Source organism: Bradyrhizobium oligotrophicum S58, assembly GCF_000344805.1.
GTDB classification, from domain to species: domain Bacteria; phylum Pseudomonadota; class Alphaproteobacteria; order Rhizobiales; family Xanthobacteraceae; genus Bradyrhizobium; species Bradyrhizobium oligotrophicum.
The window spans coordinates 3,892,659-3,914,686 of record NC_020453.1 but is presented as its reverse complement, the minus strand read 5'-3'; the positions used below and the strand labels follow the sequence as shown (position 1 = coordinate 3,914,686).

Here is a 22,028-nt window from a genome sequence, read left to right as displayed (position 1 = left end):
AATCCGGCGATCCGGCCAATATCGAAAACAGGCCGACGTTGCAACCGCTGCGCCGCCGAACCTCCGCGCGATGGCTCAACAATGCGGGACGTTTGGCGGACATCTCTTGCCAGCGGCCGGCGCCGGAGCCGGTCGCGGCGGTGGCGCCGCGGGCCTTGCCATCTGAGGTGGCGGCGCAGGCCGTGGCATGGCGGCCATCGGCGGCGGCGCAGGACGCGCCATCTGTGGCGGCGGAGCCGGTCGCGCCATTTGTGGCGGTGGCGCGGGTCGCGCCATCGGCGGCGGCGCAGCGGGGCGCATCATCTGCGGTGGCGGGGCGGCTCGGACCGGAGCCGCGCGAACCATGGGCGCGACCGGCGGTCGTGGCGCTGATGGCGGCGGACTGAGCCGAGCGACCGGCGGCGGCGGCCGCTGGATCGGCGGCGCGGCCTGCTGGACGCGCGCGCGCGGCTCCGGCCCGCGCGGGATGACAGCCTGCACCGGACGCGAAGACGTCGTCGCTGGCCGCGTCGGTGGCGCCGCGGGCGCGCCGGGCGGCGTGCGGTTCGCATGAAGGCCAGCGGGCGTCTGCCGTGACGGCGGCGTGCCGGTTGGCGGCGGCGCCTGAGCCGGGCTCGGCGAGGGCGAGGCCAGCAGCGGCGCGCGCGAAGTCGGGCCATTGGCGGATGGCGGGATCGGGGGCGCACCGCGGCCGGGCACCGGAAGGGCATTTGCGGCAGGCGCAGCCGGGCCCGGCCGGCCGGGCGGCGTCAGAGGCGCACCTGGGGCGACGTTGATCGACGGTCCACGCCCTCCAGGACCACCTCCAGGACCGCCTCCAAGACCGGCGGGCGCGCCCGGCACCGGCGCCTTGCCCTGCTGGATCAGCGTTGCACGCTGCATCACCGCGGGCGGCAAAGCGGGCGCCACCGCGGTTGGCGGCGACGTTGCCGCCGCCGGGCCGGTCGCAAGCGGCGCCGTGGGCGCCGGGCGGTTGATCACGGTGTTGATGACGGTCGTGTTGTGGATGTTCTGGTAGATGATGTTGTTCGGCGGCGGCGCCACGAACGCCGGCGGCCGGACATAGACCGGGATCGGAATGAAGACCGGCTGCGGCAGGATGAAGATGCCGACCGGCGCGAATGGCGGCGCCAGGTCGACGAAGTCCGGCGGTGGCGGCGGCAGCAGGTAGATCGGCGGCGGCGGTGGCGGCACGAAGCCGAACTCGGGATCCGAGAACAGCAGCACCGGGCGTTCGACATAGATGACCTCGTCGAGCGGCGGCGGCGGCACGTCGTACTCGATCATCGCAAAGCTCGGCGGCGGTGCCGGCGGTGCCGACAGGATCGCCAGCCGCCGCCGCGCGTCCTCGGCATGCGCCCCATAGGGGTAGCGCTTCAGATACGACCAATAGGCTTCCGGGCTGTCGGTGCGATACGTCCGCCGCCAGGTCAGCGCCTCACGGCGGGCGGCAACGATGGCCCGCACGCGTCGTGCGAGCGGATCGTCAGAATAGGCCGCGATGAAATCCTCATAGCCCTGCAGCGTGTCGCGCTCGAGCGCTGCGGTATAGGCTTCCTGCACCGGCAGGTCGCGGATCGGCCGCGCGCGCAGCGCCGCCGTCTGCTCTGGGCTTGCCTGCGGGGCCGGCGCATCCGGCGCCCTTTCGAAGAAGGTGAAGGCGGCCTGGACCTTCTGCGCATCCCAGGGCACCTGGGCGCCCTTGGTCTCCTCGTTGACGCGCAGCCGCAAGCGGTCGAACACCTCCGGCAGCGACAGGCCGCCGGTGCGGATCATCTCGGCGAGCGAGCGCGCGTAGACGCCGTAGGCGCCGGTCTCGTTCGGCGCGATCGTGCCCGGTGCCGCGTTGAAGGCGATCAGCATGTTGTTGTCGGGCTCGACCAGCGCGAGTCCACCCGCGATCGTCGGCCCGCTCGCGATGAACGGCTGCTGGCGCGCCGCATCGAGCACGACCACGCCGGCTTTCAGAGGCGTCGCCGCGAGCTGGCGAACATAGTCGCTGAGGCGCAGCCCTTCGGTCGGAATGTCGACGTCGCTGCCGAGATTGGCATCGACGGGAATGAAATAGTTCTCGCCCGCGAGCTGCATGCCGTAGCCGGCGAGATAGACCATCGCGACCGTGTTGCCGTCGGACGATTGCGCCTTGTGAATGAAATCGCGAAAGCTCTTGCGCAGCGTGTCGCCATCGAGATCACGGGCGCCGACCACGTCGAAGCCTGCGGCCTGCAGCGTCTGCGCGATCAGGCCGGCGTCGTTGGCGGCCGTGGCCAGCGGGCCCTTGGCATAGGCGCCGTTGCCGATGACGAGCGCAATGCGCTTCTCGGGCGCCGGCTGCTGCGCTGCAGCAGACCGCAACGGAGCTGCCAGCGCGAGCAGGCAGAGCGAGACATTGAAGACGATCTTGGCCAAGCGCATGACGGTTCGAGCCCTTCCAAGGCATCTTACAAGGCACCTGCCCGGGATTCAGCGGCAGGATGGCTGAACCGCGGTTGAACGGAGGCATGTCCGTATAGCCGTCGCGCAGCTTTTTCGTTCCTTCGCCGTCGGTTCGCTCCCGCACAGCGGCCAAGCCAAGGCCGCCGCACCGGATACGACCGCCGACGACTACAGCTGCTGCACGTCGACCACGCCGGTCACCGCCTTGATGGCGCCTGCAATTTGTGGCGAAACCTTGAAGCGCCCGGGCAGCTTCATCTCGACCTCGGTCTCGAGGTCGAGCATCATGACCAGCGACACCTCCCCCTCACCGGCGGTGGAACGAGGCGCCGGCGGCGGCGCGACGCTTTTCGCCGTGGCGCCATTGCCGTTGGCCGCAGCCGCTTCCGGGCCCTGCAGGCGCCTGACGATGGAGTCGAGCGGCTTGGTGTCGCGCAGGAAGATGCGAAGGCCGCGCTGCGTCTTGGCGGCGGCATCGTCGAGCGGCTCGGCGTGCAGCACGCGCGCGCGGACGTCATCGCCCTGCAGCTCGGCGCCGAGCTGCAGCAGCACCGCGGCCCCAGGCTCCAGCACGTCGCGGTATTGTGCCAGCCCTTCCGAGAACAACACGGCCTCGAAATGCCCTGTCGGATCCGACAGGCCCATGATGCCCATCTTGTTGCCGGTCTTGGTGCGGCGTTCCATGCGCGACACCACGGTGGCTGCGACCTTGCCGGCGGTCGCGCCGGTCTTCACTGCGCGCGAGAACTCCGCCCAGCTCTGCACCCGCAGCCGCTTCAGCGCCGCGGCGTAGTCGTCGAGCGGATGGCCCGACAGGAAGAAGCCGATCGCGTCGTATTCGCGCCGCAGGCGCTCGGCCGGCAGCCAGTTCTCGATGTTCGGCAGGATGATCGCGGGCGCATCGGCGGCGTTGCCGAACATGTCGTTCTGGCCCGACGTGGCGGCCTCGTTGGCCCGCTGGCAGGCTGCGACGATGGCGTCGGCGCCGGCGAACACGCGCGCGCGGTTCTTGTCGAGCCCGTCGAAGGCGCCGGCTGCCGCCAGCGTCTCGATGATGCGCTTGTTGATCGCGCGCGGACTGACGCGGCTCGCGAAGTCGGCGAGCGAGGTGAACGGACCGCCCTTGCTGCGCGCCTCCACGATCATCTCGATCGCCTGCGGACCGACGCCCTTCAGGGCAGCGAGCGCGTAGAAGATGGTGTTGCCGCTGACCTCGAAGGTCGGGCCCGAGCGGTTGATCGACGGCGGCTCGACCTTGATGCCCAGACGCTGCGCCTCGGCGCGGAATTCCGAGAGCTTGTCGGTGTTGTTGAGATCGAGCGTCATCGACGCCGCGATGAACTCCACCGGGTAGTGCGCCTTCATGTAGGCGGTGTGATACGACACCAGCGCGTAGGCCGCGGCGTGTGACTTGTTGAAGCCGTAGTCGGCGAACTTGGCGAGCAGGTCGAAGATGGTGTCGGCCTGGTCCTTCGGCACGCCGTTCTTGGTCGCACCGTCGACGAAACGGACGCGCTGCTTGTCCATCTCGGCGCGGATCTTCTTGCCCATGGCGCGGCGCAGCAGATCGGCTTCGCCGAGCGAATAGCCGGACATCTGCTGCGCGACCTGCATCACCTGCTCCTGGTAGATGATGACGCCGAATGTCTCCTTCAGGATCGGCTCCAGGATCGGGTGCAGATATTCCGCTTCCTCCTCGCCGTGCTTGCGGGCGCAATAGGTCGGGATGTTGGCCATCGGACCGGGGCGATACAGCGCGACCAGCGCGATGATGTCCTCGAAACGGTCCGGGCGCATGTCGATCAGCGCCCGCCGCATGCCCTGACTTTCAACCTGGAACACGCCGACCACGTCGCCGCGCGCCAGCATCTGGTAGCTCGGCGCATCGTCGATCGGCAGGGTCGCCAGATCGACATGCACGTCGCGCTGCTTCAAGAGCTTCACCGCGACATCGAGCACCGTCAGCGTCTTCAGGCCGAGGAAGTCGAATTTGACGAGACCGGCCGGCTCGACCCACTTCATGTTGAACTGGGTGACCGGCATGTCGGATTTCGGATCGCGATACATCGGCACCAGCTCGCTGAGCGGCCGGTCGCCGATCACGATGCCGGCGGCATGGGTCGAGGCGTGCCGTGTCAGGCCCTCGAGGCGCATCGCGATGTCGAAGGCGCGCGCCACCACCGGATCCTCGTCGCGGAACGCCTGCAGCTTCGGCTCGCCCTCGATGGCGGCGGCGAGCGTCACCGGCGCGGCCGGATTCTGCGGCACCAGCTTGGTGAGCTTGTCGACCTGGCCATAGGGCATCTGCAGCACACGGCCGACGTCGCGCAGCACGCCGCGCGCCTGCAAGGTACCGAAGGTGATGATCTGCGCCACCTGGTCGCGGCCGTAGCGCTGCTGGACGTAGGAGATCACCTCGCCGCGGCGGTCCTGGCAGAAGTCGATGTCGAAGTCCGGCATCGACACGCGCTCGGGATTGAGGAAGCGCTCGAACAGCAGCGCGAACCGCATCGGGTCGAGGTCGGTGATGGTCAAAACCCATGCAACCAGCGAGCCGGCGCCGGAGCCGCGGCCCGGCCCGACCGGAATGCCGTGCGCCTTGGCCCATTTGATGAAGTCCGACACGATCAGGAAGTAGCCCGCGTACTTCATGCGCATGATGACGTCGAGCTCGAAAGCGAGCCGCTTCTGATAGTCCTCCTCGGTCATGCCCGGCGCCATGCCGTGCACCTTCAGGCGCCGCTCGAGGCCCTCCTCGGCCTGCCGCTTCAGCTCGGCAGCCTCGGCGCTGGCCGCGTCCACGGCATCGCCGCTGCCCGCGCCGACCGTGAAAAACGGCAGGATCGGCTTGCGCGTCCGCGGCCGGTACGAGCAGCGCTCGGCGATCTCGACCGTCGAGGCGAGCGCCTCCGGAATGTCGGCGAACAGCACCGCCATCTCGGCGCGGGTCTTGAAGCGGTGGTCGGGAGTCAGCTGCACGCGCTCGGTATCGGCGATCAGATGGCCGCCGGCGATGCACAGCAGCGCGTCATGCGCCTCGTAGTCGTCGGCGGTCGCGAAATACGGTTCGTTGGTCGCGACCAGCGGCAAGCCCTTGCCGTAGGCGATGTCGATCAGGCCACCTTCGACGCGGCGCTCACGCTCGACACCGTGGCGCTGCAGCTCGATGTAGAGACGGTCGCCGAACAGGCTCGCCAGCCGCTCACAGCGCTGCGTCGCGAGTGCAGCCATGTCGTGCTGGATCGCGAGCGAGATCGGCCCATCCGGCCCGCCCGTGAGCGCGATCACGCCATCGACGCCTTCGGTGAGCCAGTCGAACTTGATGTGCGGCGCCTGATGCGTCGGGGTGTCGAGGAACGCCCGCGAATTCAACCGCATCAGGTGGCGATAGCCCTCCTCACGCGCCGCCAGCAGGACGATTCGCGACGGCTGCGCGACCGCAGCTCCATTGCGGGCGTTCGGGTCCAGATCGCCAAAGTCGATCGCGAGCTCGCAGCCGACGATCGGCTGGATGCCATAGCCCGCCATCTTGTCGGAGAATTCCAGCCCGCCGAACATATTGTCGGTGTCGGTCAACGCCAGCGCGGGCTGCCGGTCAGCCTTGGCGAGCTCGCCGAGCTTGGCGATCTTGATCGAGCCCTTCAGCAGCGAATAGGCGGAATGGACGTGGAGATGGACAAATCCGGCGCTGGACATGCTCGCCTTGCAACTTCCTGAGGGAATTTCCGAGATCACGGTGACGCTGATCGGCGGCCAGGGATCGATTCATCCCCGCCCCTCGCCGACTCGCTTGGCCATGATATCGGATCATCCGCGCCCGAGTCCGGTAGCCTCGCCTGCTCGCCGCCCGTTGTCCGGCTTTTCCCCAGCGCCGCCGGCTGAAAAGCTAAAGCTGGGGAATGATTTGCGCCCATAGAGCGATCATCCCGACGAACAGCGTGATCGACGCCAGTGCGGCGGCTTCTTCGACGAAAAACCTTCAGCATGGGGACCTCCCTGAGCTAGAACATAAGAAGAACAATGTCCTTTTTCGTTCTCAGGTCAAGCGTGCTCGCGAACGCATGGCGTCCCCCCTGAGACACGTGGTTAATCGACGCCCCTCAGCCATGAAAAAAGCCCCGGCGCAGGGCTGCGCCGGGGCTTCGAATTCCGCCGATCGATGCGGATGAGAGAATCAGTAGCGCGTCGCCACCGGGCCGCCGAAGCGATAGTTCAGGCGGGCGGTGAACAGATCGACGTCCTGCTTGATGCTGTCGGAGCCGAGCGCGCCGAAGCTGACGGTCTGACGATCCATGAACAGATGGTCGTACTCGAAGCCGAGCGACCAGTTCGGAGCGAAGCCGTATTCGATGCCTGCACCGACCACACCGCCCCAGCGCGTGTTGTCGTTGGAGCCGAGGAACGCGCCGGTCGCCGCGTTGGAGATCGTGTAGGTGTTGCTGGTCAGGGCAGCACCGCCCTTGGCGTAGAGCAGCACGTTGTTCCAGGCGTAACCGACCTGGCCCGTGAACAGGCCGAACGCATCGGTCTTGGTACGGTTGCGAGTCGCGAACAGCGCGCTCACATTGTCACCGGAGAAGTCGGCCCAGTTGCCCTGCGCCTCGACGCCGAACACGATCTGGCCCATCTGCCAGCGATAGCCGACCTGGCCACCGACGGTGCCGCCCGACGAATCGTGCGAACCTTCGCGACCGCCGCCGACCAGATCCCACGTATTGTGGCTCCAGCCGCCACCGCCGTTCACACCGATGTAGAAGCCGCTCCAATCATAGATCGCAGCCATCACCGGCGGCGGTGCCTTCGTGTAGGGACGCGCGGCGAGATCCGCGGCCAGCGCCGGCGAGGCCAGCACCACGAGCGCCGTCGTCGTCAACAGAAGTTTCTTCATCACAGGTCCAGTCTCGTCTCATTTGGCCCCCAGGCCAGCCGCACCTCTTAACGATCTGCGCCACAATTGCTGTAGCCTCGCGGTCACAGATGGCGTCTGAAAGGGCGTGAGACATGTCGGGAAATTAATCTGCAATCACAGTGTGTTGATGGAACTTTGTGACTTGCAATCGAGGACCGAGCGACTACACACGCAAGCGGGCCTTCGCGCATCGCTTCGCCATGCTGCGCGCGCGTTCTGGTCATCATGGGATGAAGGGGAGATCGTTTATGCGTGAGGTGTTACTTGCGGCCATGGCCGCAGCCGGCCTGGTGGTCGCAGCCCACGTCCCGGCTCAGGCCGTCGGCGTCAGGCATGCGTTCTGTCTGCAGGGCGATCAGTTTCCCGGCCTGAGCAACTGCACCTTCGACACCTATGCCCAGTGCCAGGCCACCGCGTCAGGACGCCTGCTGTATTGCGTTGCCAACCCCTATTTCGCGGGTGTCAGCAACGACCCGCGCGCGACGCCTTATCCATATCCGCACCGGCAGCGCATCAGGCCGCGCCCGCCGGCGCCGAATCCGTTCGCTCCGCTGCCCAACCTGTTCGAGTTCGAAGAGGACTGAACGGACGCGCCTGCGCGCCCGCTTGCGATGTCGTTCGTCGAAGGCGATGCCTTCGACGAACCTGCTTCAGACAAGCTCTATCAACGCATCATTCCGAAGCCCTGGCCGAAGCCCGGGCCGAACTTGTAGTTCAGCTTCACGAGCCCGATGTCGACGTTCTGGTTGATGCGATGGGTCATCGCAGGCGCACCGGCGGCGGCAACGAAGTTCAGGTTCTTGTTGCCAAGGAAGATGTGATCGTATTCGACGCCGACCGACCAGTTCGGTGCAAAGCCGTATTCGATACCCGCACCGATGGTGCCTCCCCAACGCGTCGTGTTGGCGCGGTCGAGCATCACGTTGGTGGTGGTGTTGAAGGTGTCATAGCGATCACCGACGACCGCGGCACCGCCTTTGACGTAGCCCAGAATGTTGTCGAAGGCATAGCCGACCTGGCCGGTGAACAGGCCGAAGCCGTTGGTGCGCGAGCGGTCGCTCACATTGGGAAGAATCAGGTTGCGATTGGTGCCCTTGAAGTCGGCCCAGTCGCCCTGCGCCTCGACGCCGAACACCCAGTTCGCCATCTGATAGCGATAGCCGACCTGGCCACCGACCGCCGCTCCGCCACCGCCGGAGCAGCCTTCGCGATTCGCGGCCGGATTGACCGCGACGCCCGCGTTCGAAATGAGATTCCAGCAGTCCCGGCTGGAGCCGCCGCCGGCGTTGAAACCGACGTAGAAGCCGCTCCAATCGTACACCGTCGCCATGACGGCAGGCGGAGCCTTGGTGTAGGGACCCTTCTTCATTGGAAGATCAGCCGCGAAAGCGGACGTCGCCGCGACAACCGCGCCGAGCCCCGCCGTTGCCCCGAAAAGCGTTTTCATCATCGAACTCCGTAGCTTCTGTCCCAAGGTCCCCAAGCCCTCTACTCCGTACGAAAACATGCAGCACGACGACGCGCTCATGCCCCGCACCCGCGCATCGACGTCAACTGATCGGACAGAGTAGAGCTATTGTTTCCGGCTTTTATGGGATTGCTCGCAAACGCCTGTTTTCAAAGGCTTTGGTCGCAACATGAACAAACAACTAATAAGATGTGTGGAGGAGTCGTGACCGGCGTCCATCGTCCGCCACAATACGAGCGGCGTCGAAATCGTGACGAAGAAACCCTCCGTCACGGAATGAGCCTCGTTGCGTCGCAGTCTTGAATTCTTCGGGAATTCTTTGGGGCACTGCGACGTGCTTTGCGAATGCTTGGCATCATCATGCGCAAAACGGACGAATGTGTGGTTCTCTGTCCGCGCAGCTTGCAACGCGTTCACATAATGCTGATCACGATGTCGCGCGCAACGGCAGCGGCGCTCACGTGTAGTAGATCGCAAGCTTCAGCGCAGGATCATCGTTGGCCTGGAAGGTCGCATATTTCAGCGTCAAATGTCCCTTGCTTGGATGATCGAGCAGCTTCTCGCCAGCAGCCAGGCCGGCGACGTCGTGGGCCGCCCACCATTGCCGAAACTCGCGGCTGCCATCTCGCAGCCGTTCGATCAGATCCACGAATGCGGGATCGCCGGCCCACAGATCATGCGTCGCACGAAACTGCGCGACCATGCGTCTCGCCAGCTGCTTCCAGTGCGTGCCGAACAGAAGGCGCGCGTCGGGCTTGCAAAGCACGAGCAGCAGGGTGTTGCGGTCCTCATCAGCAAGCCGCGAGAAACCGAAGATCTCGTCAGCTGCGGCATTCCAGGCCAGCACGTCCCATCGTCGCCCGGTGATGTAGGCCGGCTGGTTCAGGCTCTGCACCAGCTCGCATAACCCGACCGGCACCTGTTCGCGCACGAACGGCTTGCGCGCGGGATCACGCGCCAGCGCCTTGAGATGAGCATGCTCGGTTCTGCTGAGGCGCAAGGCGCGCGCCAGCGCGTCGATGGTCGAACTGGACGGCTTCACGGTCCGGCCCTGCTCGAGGCGGATGTACCAGTCGACACCGATGCCGGCGAGTTCTGCCACCTCTTCCCGGCGCAGCCCGGCAGTACGCCGCCGCCGTCCGGCCGCGAGCCCAACCGCGTCCGGCGTCAGCTTCTCACGCCGCGAGCGCAGGAAACTTCCGAACTCCGCATGTCGGGGATCCGTCATGGCTCATTCTCTCCGCTGATTTCGGACCGTATCCTGGGCCTCTCTAATCCTAGGATAATACCAGGCCTTCAGCGCCCAGCCTACACCGGCAGGTTCGGCCATCGCTATCGCGGATGGAGAAAGATGATGAAGGCCGCCGTACTGAAACGTTTCGGATCGCCGCTCGAGATCGAGCACATCGAGGATCCCGTGCTCGGCACCGGCGAGGTCATCGTCGACATCGTTGCAGCCGGCGTGCTGTCCTATGCGAACGAGGTGTTCAGCGGCGAACGGAAGTACCTGCTGGAGCTTCCCGTCGTCCCCGGGCCCGGAGGCATCGGCCGGGTCAGCGCCCTCGGTCCCGATGCAACGCATCTTGCGATCGGCGACTGGGTGTTCTGCGATCCGACGGTGCGCTCGCGGGATGATGATCTGGCCCCCGACATCACGCTGCAAGGGTGGAGCGCGCGCGGTCCGGGCGGGCTCAAGCTGCAGCAGCATTTCCGCCACGGCTCGTTCGCCCAGCGCATGCGCGTGCCGACGGAAAATGCCAAGCCGATCGGCAGCATCGACGCTGATGACGCCGCACAGTGGTGCGCACTGGGTTCGTTGCTGGTGCCCTATGGCGGCTTCCTCGCCGCCAATCTTCAGGCCGGCGAGACCGTGCTGATCAGCGGCGCCACCGGCAGGTTCGGCAGCGCTGCGGTGGCGGTCGCGCTGGCCATGGGCGCAGGCGCCGTCGTCACGCCCGGCCGCAACGAGACCATGCTGGCCGAGCTCCGGCGCAGGTTCGGCAGCCGGGTTCATCCGGTCAGGCTCACGGGCGACGAGAACGAGGACACCGAGCGGATGAAGCGCGCCTCGCCGGCAAGGATCGACTGCGTGCTCGATATCATGCCGCCCTCCGTTGCGACCAGCGTGGTGCGCTCAGCCATGATGACCGTCAGGCCGTACGGCCGCGTGGTGCTGATGGGCGGCGTCGGCATGCTCGGCGGCGCCGGGCTCGACCTGCCCTATCCCTGGATCATGCGCAACTGCATCACGATCCACGGCGTCTGGATGTGTCCACCCAGTGCAACGACCAAGCTCGTTGGGCTGATCAGGGCCGGGCTGCTCGATCTCGGGCAGTACGAGGCGACCTGCTTCGACCTCGATCACGTCAACGACGCAGTCGCGCATGCTGCTGCCAACAGCGCCCCATTCAAGCTGACGGTGATCAGGCCCTGACCGAGCCTAGACTCAATCGAGCTCGACGACCTTGCCGGCGACGATGGAGACGCGCCGGTCCATGCGGCCGGCCAGCTCCATGTTGTGGGTCGCGATCAGCATCGCGACCCGCGTCGCCTTCACGAGCTGCATCAGGGCGTTGAAGACATGATCGGCGGTCGCAGGATCGAGATTGCCGGTGGGCTCGTCCGCCAGCAGCGCCCGCGGAGCGTTGGCGACGGCCCGCGCGATAGCGACGCGCTGCTGCTCGCCGCCGGACAGTTCGGCCGGACGATGCTTGATGCGCTCGCCAAGACCGAGATAGGCCAGGATCTCGCTCGCCCGCTTCACCGTCTCCGAGCGCTTCAGGCCGCGGATCATCTGCGGCAGCATCACGTTCTCCAGCGCCGTGAACTCCGGCAGCAGCCGGTGCGACTGATAGACGAAGCCGATGTCGGTCCGGCGCATCTGGGTGCGCTCGATGTCCGTCAACTGCGAGGTCGGCACGCCCCCGACATAGACCTCGCCTTCGTCGGGGCTCTCCAGCAGGCCCGCGATGTGCAGCAGTGTCGACTTGCCTGAGCCCGACGGCGCCACCAGCGCCACCGACTGCCCGGGCCACAGCGCGAGCTTGGCGCCGTCCAGAATGATCAGTTGCTTCTCGCCCTGCGTGTACTGGCGCTTGACCTCGTGGAGATAAACGACCGGTACATCCTCTGCCCCCTGCTCTTCCATCAGCGCCTCACTCGTAGCGAAGCGCTTCGACCGGGTCTAATCGGGCGGCGCGCCAGGAGGGATAGAGCGTGGCCAGAAACGACAGGGTCAGGGCCATGATGACGACGGCGCTGGTCTCACCGGCATCGATCTCGGCCGGCAGCTTCGACAGGAAGTAGAGCGTCGGATCGAACAAATCGGTGTTGGTCAGCCACGACAGAAACAGCCGGATTGTCTCGATGTTCATGCATATCAAAAGGCCGACGACAAAGCCGGTGAGCGTGCCGACCACGCCGATCGAGGCGCCGGTGATCAGGAAGATCCGCATGATCGCGCCCTGCGACGCCCCCATGGTTCGGAGCACGGCGATGTCCTGGCCCTTGTCCTTCACCAGCATGATCAGCCCCGAGACGATGTTGAGGGCAGCGACCAGCACGATGAGGGTGAGGATCAGGAACATCACGTTGCGCTCGACCTGGAGCGCGTTGAAGAAGGTCGAATTGCGCTGGCGCCAGTCGACCAGGAACACCGGACGTCCCGCGGCCTCGGTCACCGTCTTGCGAAACTGCTCCACCTTGTCGGGATTGCTGGTGAAGATCTCGATCGCGGTGACGTCGTTGTTGCGGTTGAAATAGGCCTGGGCTTCGGCGAGCGGCATGAACACGAAGCTGGAATCGTATTCCGACATGCCGATCTCGAACACGGCTGCGACCTTGTAGGGCTTGATGCGCGGCGTCGTGCCCATCGGCGTCACCGCGCCTTTCGGGGCGACCAGCGTGATGCTGTCGCCGGCATGCAGCGACAGCAGGTCGGCGAGCCGCCGGCCGATGGCGACACCCTGGCCCTCGTCGAAGCCTTCCAGCGTGCCCTGCTTGATGTTCTTGGCGATCGACGTCAGGTTCGTGAGGTCCTGCGAGCGGATGCCTCGGATGAACACGCCCGAGGCGTTGAACGGCGATGAGCCCAGGCCCTGGCCATCGACCACGGGCGCCGCCAGCCGGATGCCCTGCACCTGCGCGATCCGGTCGGAGACGTCCTTCCAGTCGGTCAGTGGCGACTCCAGGGGCTGCACGAGGAGATGCCCGTTGAGACCGAGGATCTTGTCGAGCAGCTCCTTGCGGAAGCCGTTCATGACCGCCATCACGATGATCAAGGTGGCGACGCCCAGCATGATGCCGAGGAAGGAGAATCCCGCGATGACGGAGATGAACCCCTCGCGGCGCCGGGCACGCAGATAGCGGCCCGACAGCATCCACTCGAAGGGGGCGAAAGGGGCAGTCTGCACGGGTTCGGTCATGGCTTCGTCCATTGCGCGATCATCCCATGATTCGGGCCGATTGTGGCCGGATTGGCCTGAGGGGGACAGGCAGCCCGGTGGATAATCCGATGATCGAACGAACGGTTCAGCCCACCAATGGTCCGACGCCGAGCCGCGCCACGACGTCGGCCGGCGACATCATCTGTCGCGCGCCATCGTGGCGGGTTTTCACCTCGACCTTGCCCTCAGCAAGGCTCTTGGGGCCGACCATGATCTGCCAGGGGATGCCGATGAGGTCCGCCGTGGCGAACTTGCCCCCGGCGCGCTGCTCGGTGTCGTCATAGAGCACGTCGACGCCCTTGGCGAGGAGATCGCGGTAAAGCTGCTCGCAGGCGGCATCGGTATCGGAGCCGCCCTGTTTGAGGTTGAGGATCACGGCGCGGAACGGCGCCACCTCCTCCGGCCATTTGATGCCGGCATCGTCGTGACAGGCCTCGATGATCGCTCCCGCCAGGCGCGAGACGCCGACGCCATAGGAACCGCCGTGAACGGTGACTTCCGCCCCATCGGGTCCGGCGACCAGGGCCTTCATCGGCTCGGAATATTTGGTGCCGAAATAGAAGATCTGGCCGACCTCGATGCCCCGGGTGTGGACCCGCCGCTCCGCCGGCACCTCGGCCTCGAAACGGGCCGCGTCGTGGACGTCCTCGGTGGCCGCATAGAGCGAGGTCCACTGCTTGATGATCGGCGTCAGGTCGCCTTCATAGTCGACCGAGGCCTGTGGGATCGGCAGGTCGAGGACATCGCGATCGCAATACACGCCGGACTCGCCAGTCTCGGCGAGCACGATGAACTCGTGGCTGAGATCGCCGCCGATCGGACCGGTCTCGGCCCGCATCGGAATGCCCTTCAGACCCATCCGCGCGAACGTCCGCAAGTAGGCGACGAACATCCTGTTGTAGGCGCGCCGCGCGCCAGCCTCGTCGAGATCGAACGAATAGGCATCCTTCATCAGGAATTCGCGGCCGCGCATCACGCCGAAGCGCGGACGCTGCTCATCGCGGAATTTCCATTGGATATGATAGAGATTGAGCGGCAGGTTGCGGTAGGACTTGACGTAGGCACGGAAGATTTCCGTGATCATTTCCTCGTTGGTCGGCCCGTACAGCAACTCGCGCTTGTGGCGGTCGCTGATGCGCAGCATCTCCGGACCATAGGCGTCGTAGCGGCCGCTTTCGCGCCAGAGGTCGGCGAGCTGCAGGGTCGGCATCAGCAGCTCCAGCGCGCCGGCGCGGTTCTGCTCCTCGCGCACGATCTGCTCGATCTTCTTCAGGACCTTGAAGCCCAGCGGCAGCCAGGCATAGATGCCGGCCGCCTCCTGCCGCAGCATGCCGGCGCGCAGCATCAACCGATGCGAGACGATCTCGGCTTCCTTCGGATTTTCTTTCAAAATAGGCAGGAAAAACCGCGACAAACGCATGGGCGAGGCCTTCGAGATTCGGTTCGGGCTGGCGCAGTCAAACCGGATCAGGCGGCAAAACACAAGGCTGGGATTGAGAAAAAGCGGCTAAGCAGCCGGATTCCCAATCAATTTACCGGTTCCGCTGAAGTGGAGGATGAACGGAAAACGCCGCCCTCTTGCCGCCGGCCGCGACGTTCGCGGACGGCCAACTTCGCCCTCGGCCGCCCTAATGCGGCCGCAGCTGCTCCGAGGACCATTTGTCGAGGTCGCTGATCTCGGCGCTGCCTTCGATCGTGGCGACCGAGCCGTCGCGGGTCACGAGCATCGTGCGCGGGATGTCGCCTTGCCAGGAGGGATCGACCTCGAACCGCAGGCGTTCGACATAATCGTCGTTGAAGATGAAGTTCTCGGCCGCGGCGAGGCCGGCCTTGTCGAGCATGGCCTGCGTCGCAGCGTTCAAATTGGGCACGAGATCGGCGCTGACGGTCACGACGTCGATCTCGGGATGGTCCGCCATGAACTTTCCGAGTTGCGGCAGCTCGATCTTACAGGGACCGCAGGTGACACCCCAGAAATGGATCAGGGTCGGACGACCCGCATGGGCCCGCAGCACCTCCCGCCAACTGCCGCGCTCGAACGGCTTCAAGGATGGCGGAGCCGCAGTGCTCGACGCCGTCAAGGCGACGAGGCCGAAGATTGCAAAGCCAGCCAATGCACGTTTCATGACTCGTCTCCGATCGCCTGCAAGCGATAGCCGCCCGCCTTCGTCATCCACGACAGCAACACCTGCCGGCCATTGGCGACGAGCAGCGGATGATCCGAGGCATTGTCCGTGCTGGCGACGGCGCGCGGCTTCGACCACGTCTCGCCGTCATCCTTGGACTGCATGACCATGACCGTGGTGCGCTCGCCGTCGAACTCCTTCCATGCGAGCGTCGTGGCGTCCGACGTCACGAGCACATAGGGCCGCGTCGGATTGCGGTCGGCCTGGCCCATCGCCATCGGCTCCGAAAACGTGCGTCCGCCATCGCGCGAATGCGCATAGAACAGGCCTTTGCGAGCCTTGCCGTTGGTGAACCACGCGACATGGTAGGTGCCGCTCGGCGCGACGGCCAGGCTCGGCCCTTGATGCGGACAGGCCTTGATCTGCCAATCGTCGGTGCTGACGCGGTAGATCTCGCCTGGCGTGCCGAGGTCGCTGAACGTGACCACGGCGTGGTCGCGCACGCTGCCCTCGAAGATGTTGCGGAAGACGATGACCGGACGTCCGGGTCCTGCGAAAGCGAGGCCGAGCCTGCAGCATTCGCAGGTGTTGTCCTGGGCCAGCGTGGCTTCGGCGTAGGTGGCGCCGCCGTCGCGTGACGACGAGAAGAACAGGCCCGCCCCTTCGTAAGGACGCCCCGCGGCCTTGGCCGGGACGCGGTTGCGCTTGTCGAGCCACGCGACGAAGACGGTGCCATCCTGGTCGAGCGCCAGCGCCTCGAAGCGCTGGCTCTCGTTATCAGACGTGATCGGACGGGGCGTCGCGAAGCTTTTCCCGCCGTCGTCCGACCGGGTGTAGAGCACCTGTCCGTTGAAGGCCTGGTCGCGAAAGACAGAGAACGCCACCACGACCGCGCCCTTGCCATCGACCACCAGTTTCGGCCTCGCGTCGGGCCCCCAGTCGAGATTGAGCTGCTGTTCAGTGACCGGAACGGCCGCGGAGTATGTCTTCCCGCCATCGGTCGAGCTCGCCACCGACACCCGTCCTCCGGCCATCCAGGCCAGCCAGAGCTTGCCATCCTCGGCGAAGAACGGCGTCGCCTTGGTCGCACATCGGAGCTCCGTGCCCTCGCAGGCCGCATCAGATCCGTGCTGGTGCGCCATCTGGGCTTGAACGGCGAGCGGAGAGAGCAGCGCGATCGCCAGTCCGAGCAAGCCACTGCGGATCCGTGTAGTCCTTGTCATGTCTGTCCTCATCGGAATGCCACCTTCATGCCCGCCAGGAAAGCGCGCGGCGAGCCGGCGTAGATCGAGCCTGTCGTATTCGCCAGAACACTGGCAGGATTTTGAACACCCGCACTCGTGACCGAGTTCGAGATGTTGTTGGCCGATGCGATGTAGGTGCGGTCGAACACGTTGCGGACCTCGAAGAAGACGTTGAGCGTCTTGAACGTTTCGGAGGCGATGTCGGTCTTGTAGTGGACGTTTAAATTGACCAGCTCATAGCCCGGCGCCTTCAGCAGGTTCGCGTTGTCCATATAAAAGGAATCCTTCCACTGGACCTCGACGAAGGCACCCAGCCCTGCAAGCCTTCCGCTGGCGTGATCATACCCCAGCCGGGCCGTCAGCTCATTCGGGGAAATCCCTGGGATCTTGTTGCCGGCGCGGTTGAAGCGGAAGACCGTGCCGTTTGTCAGGTTCTCCGTATAGTCGGTATAGATCTCGTCGAGATAGGTGTAGGCGGCCGTGAAGCGCCAGCCGGGCTGGAATTTCCAGTCAGCGGCCAGCTCGACCCCGCGATGCTCCGAGCGCGGGGCATTGAAGGCATAGGTCACGCCGACAATCGGCGTCGCCTGGTTGACGATCTCGTTGCGGAAGAACTCATAGAAGCCGGTTGCGCTCAGGGTGAACGACTTGTTGGGAGTCCAGTCAAAGCCCAAATCGTAGCCGAGATTGCTTTGCGAGGCGAGATTGGTGTTGTTTCCGGCCGTGCCGCTCGGGAGCACAAACAGGTTCGAGACCTGCGGCGTGCCATATCCCGATGCGACGCGCGCCCGCACCAGCCAGTCGCTGTTCACCTTGTAGAGCAGCGCAAACTCGGGCGCGAGATTGTCGAACTGCCGGTCCGCGGTCGTGAGCGTCGTCCCGGTCCCCCCTGCCGTGTTCACGCCCCGAAGATGGGTGCGCTCCCAGCCGAGACCGGCCACCGCGGTCAAGGCCGACGTCAACTTGAGCTCCTCGCGCGCCCGCACGCCGAAATTCGTCGTCTCGCTCAGAAGGTTGGTCGACAAGCGGCCGAGCGTGCCGTTGCCGCCCGGCATGACGTTGAACGTGTCTCCGGACGCGGTGAGCGTATTGTAGAAGGCGCCGAAGAAGCTGGTCGATTCCAGGCCGAAGATCTCGCCGCGCCTGGTGATGTCGCTGGTGTAGTTGTAGGATGGATAGTCGCCAACCGCGCTGGTCGAGCCGGTCGGCTGGCTGATGTTGCGGTCATCGAACACGAACTGATTGCGCCAGGTCGTGTTGTTGTCGAAATCGTGCTCCCAGCGCCCGCCCACGATGGTGCGGCGGTCGTTGCGGCCAAGGCCGGCCTGCAGCGCCGTCTCCTTGTCCGTTCCAGCCGTGTTGTTGAACCCGTTGTTGAACAGCGTGACCGTGCCGCAGCCGGCGGCTGCAGCCGTCGACGTGGCACAACCCTGCTGATAGGGGTTTTGATAGTACTGGTTCAGCGACGACCGGATCGGCAGCCGCGTGAACAGGTCGTTGTTGATGATCTTGACCGTGAAGCGGTCGTCCGGAGTCGCCTTGTAGGTGCCGAGGAAGTTCACTGTCTGGGTGTTGAACCAGCTGTTGCCGAGATAGCCGTCGCCGCGGACGTCGCTGGCAAACAGCGAGCCTTCGAAATTGCCGACCTTCTTGCCGAAGGTCAGGTAGTTGCTGAGATAGCCGAAGCTGCCGCCTTCGCTGCCGATCTCAGCGCCGTCGATGCTGCCGCCCGGGCGGGTGCGGAAATTGATCGCGCCTCCGGTCGCGTAGTTGCCGTAGAGCGCCGAGGACGGCCCGCGGATCACGTCGACAGCGCCATAAGCGTGCGGATCGATCAGGTCGCTGCGCGACAGCCCGTCGGGCTGGGTGACCGGAAAGCCGTCCTCGAACAGCGCGATGTTGCGGATGCCGAAGCCGTTGCGGGCATTGGAGCCGCGGATCGAGATGCCGAGATCGCGCGGTCCGTTGCCCTGCTTGAGCGAGACGCCCGGACTTTCGCGCAGAATGTCGCTCACGGTAAACGCGGGCCGGTCCTCGTAGCGGCTGCGGTCGATCGTCGTCGCGGTCTGGCCGGACGGCGACTGGCCGAGCTGGCTGCGTGCGTCGCTGGCGCCGGAGGCACGGTCGGACACGGCTCCTCCCTGCACGGACGTGCTGGCCACGGACCCAGCGGCCGGTTTCGGTGCGCGGGTTCTGACCGCCGTGGCCTGCACGGCCGGCTTGCGCACGGCTCGCGGTGTCGCGGCGCGCGGTGCGTCGACGGTGACGGACGGCAACTCCCCCGCGGTCTGGGCGAGCGCGATCGTGGCCGGCTGCAACAGCACGAGCTCCATGGCGATCACGCTCACGCCACCGAGGGCATGACGACGGAACATGTTTGACTTCCCCAATGCCGGCTCCAATGGCCGGTCTTCCCTGGTTCAAAACGGATCGGCGTGCGCAGTTGCGGTGCCGATGACGACTTGCTTGCTCAGGAGAGAAAGGGAGGTCCACGGGGTTGCGCCTGCGACCACGCGACGAGGCGGACGAGCTGAAATTCGCGCGCGATCCAATCGATGCGCGCGATGGTCCGAAGGGGCGCCGCATAGGCCGGCGCCGGCGGTGCATCGAGGGCTGCTGCCGCCTGGAGCACGCAGCACATCACGCAATCGAGGCCGCAGGCCGTGCGGTCCGGATCGCGATCGGAGGGCGCAACATCCGTCTCGGCGTGGCAGATCACGGCGCCGCCGAGTGTATCGGCGGCCGCGATCGCGGCCGCCGTCATGGCCGACGCCGCCACCGGCGCCAGCACCTGCAGCAGCACCACGAGCAATGCGAGCGGCAGATAGCGACCGAGCTTCTGACGAAGGCTGACTGCAGGACGCCGGACACGCCCAGCCGCAGGCCGAGAGCTCGCAAGCGAGCCCGGCATCAGCGCTGCGCGGAGTGTCCGTCGTTTCATCGGGGCCAGCCCGTCACCCGGCGTCTTCGACCTACATCTTCGAGCCCGAATGATCGTGCTTCATCATGCTGCCGCCCTCGCCGCCCGGCCCCTTCGCGCCGACGCCCTGCACCTCGAGCGTCACGGCCACCTTGCCAGCCTTCTCGAATTCCAGCGTCACCGGCAGCTTGTCGCCCTGCTTCAGCGGGCTCTTCAGCTCCATCAGCATCAGATGATAGCCGCCGGGCGCCAGCGCGACGGTCTTGCCGGGCTCGATCGTGAGCCCCTTCTCGAGCGGCCGCATCGTCATGACGCCGTTGGTGACGGCCATCTCGTGCACTTCGATACTGCCGGCGATGTCGCCGGAGACGGCCACCAGCCGGTCCGCAGCGCTGCCCTTGTTCTCGATGGTCAGAAAGCCAGCGCCGGTCTTGGCCCCGCCCGGCGTGGCGCGGCTCCATGGCTGGCTGATGACGAGATCACCGGCCTTCACGTCGGCGGCAAAAGCGGCGGGAGATGCCGCCGACAGCAGAGTGAGTGCAATGAGACAGCGTCCGAGGAACGTCATGTTGGTCATCCTTTGAGGGTCGTCGAAATGCGCCTGTCGGAAACATTGGCATGAATCCATCCGCCGGACGTGGCAGGACAGACGACGCGGATGGTGGTTCTGCGATTTTGGGAAACGAATGCCGCTGAGCGGCCGAAACATCACGCCGCTGGGGGCGCTCTCGCCTGGGCGTTGGAAAACGCCCGCTTCACAAGGGCGTCTGGCGTGTTCGCGCGCCAGACGACGCCACAGGCCTCGCGTTGGGGAACAGCGACGGCGGACAGTTCGGGCCCACCAAGCGCCGCTGCCGGCGCCGCGCAGCACAGTGCGCAGAATTCCCCGGGCTTGCTCCGCGATTCGTCATCAGCAGGCTGGGAACCAGGCTGGCTGTGGCAGATCTCGGGGCCATGGAGCGGATCGGATGCAGCGATGGCAGACGCCCAGGCAGCACCGATCGGCGCCAGGATCTGCACCATCAGTGCGATCAGCATGATCGGAAGAAACGCTTGCAGCCGCTGCCGCATCAAAGCCTGCCAAAATGAATGCAAATGTTTGCCCGAGCGTGGGCCCCGAGTCGAGGTCACCCAGAGCACAGTCAGCACATTTCGACGGCGGTCGTTGATGAAGGACAAGCCGATGGGGGAGCGACCAGCGCCCGGAGGTCTCCCACGAGCAAGGTATTTCAGCACCCATGGCGGGAAAAGGCGAAAATAAACCCTCTCAATTGCAAGCACTTACCGATCATTTCATGAAGTGCGCGAAATTTGAACAATCGTTGCCGAAAAGGATGACAAACGCAAAAAGATCGTCTACGAATTTGGGCCTCAGGCTAACGCTCGCGGAAGTCTGGTGGTCCAAGTCTCGGGAGGAGCCCTGGCGCGCAACAAGCAGCGTCACCCCGCTTAACAAGATCAAATCTGAACTTGCGGGATATTTAAAGGGTCGACACAATTTCCGAGCAGGGCCCGCTGCCCTGCTCTATTTTTTTGAGCCGGCACATTCTCTCTGAACACGGTATGCGTCTCCCCATGAACGCTGGCTGAACGCGCGCTTCGCGGGCCTACGCTCAATGCAAGCCTGTGGCCACGAATGATGGCAGCGGTGCGCGCCAGCGTGATTTCGTTTTCCGCCACGGCAGTGCGATCGAAACCGGCTCCCGCCCCCGCACGACCCAACGCAGTTCATCGGCATCGACCTCGATCATGCCGCTCGCTTCGGCCGCATCGCCGGAGATGAAGCTCTCGGTGAGGGATTGCAGCGTGATGTGCGGCGTGGCGTCGACGGTCGTCAGCGTATTCCAATGAACATGACCCGCCAGTGCAACGATCGGGCACGGCGCGCCGGCAATGGCGGCGCGGATTTCGGCGATCTCGGCATAGGTCGCGTGTCCCGGGTTGGCTTCGAAATAATAGTTGCCGGTCTGCTCGTGCCCCGACAGCGGCACATGACTGACGAGCAAGGTCGGCCGATCATCGGCGGCGAGCATCCTGACCAGATCATCGAGATCACCAGGTGAAAGACCAAGCCCGCGCTCGCGCGTGAGCGTCACGTCCGGTTGCCAGAACACGCATCTGACCTCACCGATGATGAGCGTGCGCGATCCGCTCGGACGGTCGAGAATGGCCTCGTTGTCGGCCAGGCTCAGCAGCGCAACGTCATGATTTCCGCTCACGTGGTGATGCGGAACCGACAGCTCGTTGAAGCGCTCGGCAACCTCCTGTTCCAGCACGCGATCGCGCGCGGAACTCTCATCCGAAATCCGGTCGCCGAGTTCGATGACGGCATCGACGCTGGCCGCGTTCACCTCTTCGACGAAGCGCTCGAGCAGCGACAGCGCCATCGATCCACGCTTCGTCGGCGTATCCCGGCCGTGATGGATGTCGCCGATGACGGCAATCCGCGTCGTTGTCAAAGCGCGTCTCCGAAAGTGCCC

The 22,028-nt window shown here is 65.4% G+C and carries 17 protein-coding genes; 2 read left to right on the top strand and 15 right to left on the bottom strand.

Translation table 11 applies throughout. From position 1 onward, the window contains the following. Nucleotides 1-75: 75 nt before the first annotated feature. The 3 genes from S58_RS16890 to S58_RS16880 form a co-directional block, all read right to left on the bottom strand. Entirely contained in the window at nucleotides 76-2,415 is a 2,340-nt protein-coding gene (locus S58_RS16890; protein ID WP_015666553.1) for a caspase family protein, read from the bottom strand. 189 nt (nucleotides 2,416-2,604) lie between these two features. Then, entirely contained in the window at nucleotides 2,605-6,132 is a 3,528-nt protein-coding gene (dnaE, locus tag S58_RS16885; protein ID WP_015666552.1) for a DNA polymerase III subunit alpha, read from the bottom strand. Between the two features lie 478 nt (nucleotides 6,133-6,610). Continuing rightward, entirely contained in the window at nucleotides 6,611-7,324 is a 714-nt protein-coding gene (locus tag S58_RS16880; RefSeq protein ID WP_015666551.1) for an outer membrane protein, read from the bottom strand. Nucleotides 7,325-7,593: 269 nt separating this feature from the next. On the opposite strand from S58_RS16880, the gene S58_RS16875 reads away from it, so the two are divergent. Continuing rightward, nucleotides 7,594-7,929, top strand: coding sequence for a DUF3551 domain-containing protein (locus S58_RS16875; protein WP_015666550.1), 336 nt, complete (start codon nucleotides 7,594-7,596; stop codon nucleotides 7,927-7,929). 80 nt (nucleotides 7,930-8,009) lie between these two features. Here the strand turns inward: S58_RS16875 and S58_RS16870 are convergent, their stop codons facing one another. Both S58_RS16870 and S58_RS16865 read right to left on the bottom strand, forming a co-directional pair. Beyond that, complete coding sequence (locus S58_RS16870; RefSeq protein ID WP_042339676.1) at nucleotides 8,010-8,795, bottom strand: outer membrane protein; 786 nt, start codon at nucleotides 8,793-8,795, stop codon at nucleotides 8,010-8,012. Between the two features lie 475 nt (nucleotides 8,796-9,270). Beyond that, on the bottom strand, nucleotides 9,271-10,041 hold the full coding sequence (locus S58_RS16865) for a helix-turn-helix transcriptional regulator (protein ID WP_015666548.1): 771 nt from the start codon (nucleotides 10,039-10,041) through the stop codon (nucleotides 9,271-9,273). A 126-nt stretch (nucleotides 10,042-10,167) separates the two neighbouring features. On the opposite strand from S58_RS16865, the gene S58_RS16860 reads away from it, so the two are divergent. Then, a complete protein-coding gene (locus tag S58_RS16860) occupies nucleotides 10,168-11,247 on the top strand; it encodes an alcohol dehydrogenase catalytic domain-containing protein (RefSeq protein WP_015666547.1) in 1,080 nt (359 codons plus the stop codon). 12 nt (nucleotides 11,248-11,259) lie between these two features. Here S58_RS16860 and S58_RS16855 read toward each other — a convergent pair whose 3' ends face one another. The 10 genes from S58_RS16855 to S58_RS16810 form a co-directional block, all read right to left on the bottom strand. Beyond that, nucleotides 11,260-11,961, bottom strand: a complete 702-nt coding sequence (locus S58_RS16855) for an ABC transporter ATP-binding protein (protein WP_015666546.1) — start codon at nucleotides 11,959-11,961, stop codon at nucleotides 11,260-11,262. Nucleotides 11,962-11,968: 7 nt separating this feature from the next. Beyond that, nucleotides 11,969-13,249, bottom strand: coding sequence for a lipoprotein-releasing ABC transporter permease subunit (locus tag S58_RS16850; protein ID WP_015666545.1), 1,281 nt, complete (start codon nucleotides 13,247-13,249; stop codon nucleotides 11,969-11,971). Nucleotides 13,250-13,343: 94 nt separating this feature from the next. Beyond that, nucleotides 13,344-14,678 carry a proline--tRNA ligase gene (gene proS / locus S58_RS16845; protein ID WP_015666544.1) on the bottom strand — a complete coding sequence of 445 codons (1,335 nt, stop codon included), beginning with the start codon at nucleotides 14,676-14,678 and terminating at the stop codon, nucleotides 13,344-13,346. 208 nt (nucleotides 14,679-14,886) lie between these two features. Next, nucleotides 14,887-15,384: a TlpA family protein disulfide reductase gene (locus S58_RS16840; protein WP_015666543.1), complete on the bottom strand. Its 498-nt coding sequence runs from the start codon at nucleotides 15,382-15,384 to the stop codon at nucleotides 14,887-14,889. Continuing rightward, on the bottom strand, nucleotides 15,381-16,607 hold the full coding sequence (locus S58_RS16835; RefSeq protein ID WP_015666542.1) for a sialidase family protein: 1,227 nt from the start codon (nucleotides 16,605-16,607) through the stop codon (nucleotides 15,381-15,383). The genes S58_RS16840 and S58_RS16835 overlap by 4 nt, the downstream gene beginning before the upstream one ends. Before the next feature lie 8 nt (nucleotides 16,608-16,615). Further along, nucleotides 16,616-19,003 (bottom strand): TonB-dependent receptor family protein, encoded by a 2,388-nt coding sequence (locus S58_RS16830; protein ID WP_015666541.1) that lies wholly within the window; start codon nucleotides 19,001-19,003, stop codon nucleotides 16,616-16,618. Between the two features lie 95 nt (nucleotides 19,004-19,098). Beyond that, nucleotides 19,099-19,569: a DUF2946 family protein gene (locus S58_RS16825; protein WP_244440778.1), complete on the bottom strand. Its 471-nt coding sequence runs from the start codon at nucleotides 19,567-19,569 to the stop codon at nucleotides 19,099-19,101. Between the two features lie 31 nt (nucleotides 19,570-19,600). Then, the gene (locus S58_RS16820; protein ID WP_015666539.1) at nucleotides 19,601-20,116 is read right to left on the bottom strand and encodes a copper chaperone PCu(A)C; all 516 of its coding nucleotides are present in this window, start codon (nucleotides 20,114-20,116) and stop codon (nucleotides 19,601-19,603) included. Nucleotides 20,117-20,256: 140 nt separating this feature from the next. Next, the gene (locus S58_RS16815; protein WP_015666538.1) at nucleotides 20,257-20,619 is read right to left on the bottom strand and encodes a DUF2946 family protein; all 363 of its coding nucleotides are present in this window, start codon (nucleotides 20,617-20,619) and stop codon (nucleotides 20,257-20,259) included. A gap of 542 nt (nucleotides 20,620-21,161) precedes the next feature. Further along, on the bottom strand, nucleotides 21,162-22,007 hold the full coding sequence (locus tag S58_RS16810; protein ID WP_042339670.1) for a metallophosphoesterase family protein: 846 nt from the start codon (nucleotides 22,005-22,007) through the stop codon (nucleotides 21,162-21,164). Between the last annotated feature and the right edge of the window lie 21 nt (nucleotides 22,008-22,028).